This is a genomic window from Mycobacterium sp. IS-2888 (genome assembly GCF_001954215.1).
Taxonomy (GTDB): Bacteria; Actinomycetota; Actinomycetes; order Mycobacteriales; family Mycobacteriaceae; genus Mycobacterium.
The window spans coordinates 1-1,084 of record NZ_MBET01000109.1; the positions used below are offsets into that span (position 1 = coordinate 1).

At 64.5% G+C, this 1,084-nt stretch carries 2 protein-coding genes; both read left to right on the forward strand.

Annotation, left to right across the window (positions count from 1 at the left end; translation table 11 throughout):
* Positions 1 to 74 (forward strand): hypothetical protein (locus A5745_RS24520; protein WP_139329418.1); only part of this gene is annotated, 74 nt, incomplete at its 5' end.
* Positions 75 to 449: 375 nt separating this feature from the next.
* On the forward strand, positions 450 to 749 hold the full coding sequence (locus tag A5745_RS22610) for a PE family protein (RefSeq protein WP_076064793.1): 300 nt from the start codon (positions 450 to 452) through the stop codon (positions 747 to 749).
* Positions 750 to 1,084: the final 335 nt, after the last annotated feature.

Genomic DNA, 1,084 nt, shown 5'->3' on the forward strand with positions numbered 1-1,084 from the left:
TGCGCGGCGCCGGCGCAGGCCCACGCTACGGCTTCAAACCCACCGTCATGGCCCGCCCCCTCTCCGCCGGCTAAACCGCCTTGTCGACGGTCCGGTGGGAGGTTGCTCGCGGCCGTCGTCGCGGCTGGCCGAGCCGCGACGACATCGTTGCTGGGGCCGGGCCCAAGTTAATCCGCCGGAAGATTTTTAACAGGGACTATCAGCACCACACCCCCCGCGAATGCACCTGCCAGGGGACTTTCGCCCGGCCGGGGGGACGGGCTTTGCTGTGAGAGGGCAGTAAGCACCCCAAACGGGGCCAAACGCTGTTACTGTGTCGTTACGAAAAATGAATTCGCAGTAGCGTTTCGTGAACACTTGCGAACAGGCGGCCTCGGACCAGGCTTCCGTGGACGCGGTCATCTACTCTCTTCCCAGGGAGTAGGGGAATAAATCGAGGGAGGAACAGTATGTCGTTTGTGACGACACAGCCGGAGGCCTTGGCCGCCGCTGCCGGCACCCTGCAGGGCATCGGCTCGACTCTGAATGCCCAGAACGCCGCCGCTGCGGCCCCGACGACGAGCGTGGTGCCCGCTGCCGCCGACGAGGTGTCCGCGCTGACCGCGGCTCAGTTCGCCGCGCACGCGCAGATGTACCAGGCGGTCAGCGCCCAGGCCGCGGCGATCCACGAGATGTTCGTCAACACCCTGGGCATGAGCTCCGGCTCTTACGCCGCCACCGAGGCAGCGAACGCGATCGCCGCAGGCTGACCGGCGCTCGCACATAAGGCTTTGGACGGACCCCCACCGAAGTGGATTCCTTGACAAGCTTCCAGCAGTTCAGTACTCCGTCGACTCCAACGCCGCGGTTAGGGTCCGACGTCCGTCTCACTGTGTTGAGCGTCCGGTGGCCGCCGGCTGACGCGAAGGGGGGATCGTCTTCATCCATGCGGCTCGACGGTTGCGCCACCGCGTAGCCGGTCCGGCCATCGTCGTCCATCACACCGACAACCTGAATAACTGAGTAATAAGGAGATAGCCAAGATGGCAACACGTTTTATGACTGATCCGCACTCGATGCGGGCGATGGCGGGCCGCTTTGAGAT

Excerpts from the sequence above, each read along its gene's own strand:
- A5745_RS22610 (WP_076064793.1), top strand. The coding sequence starts at position 450 with ATGTCGTTTGTGACGACACAGCCGGAGGCCTTGGCCGCCGCTGCCGGC.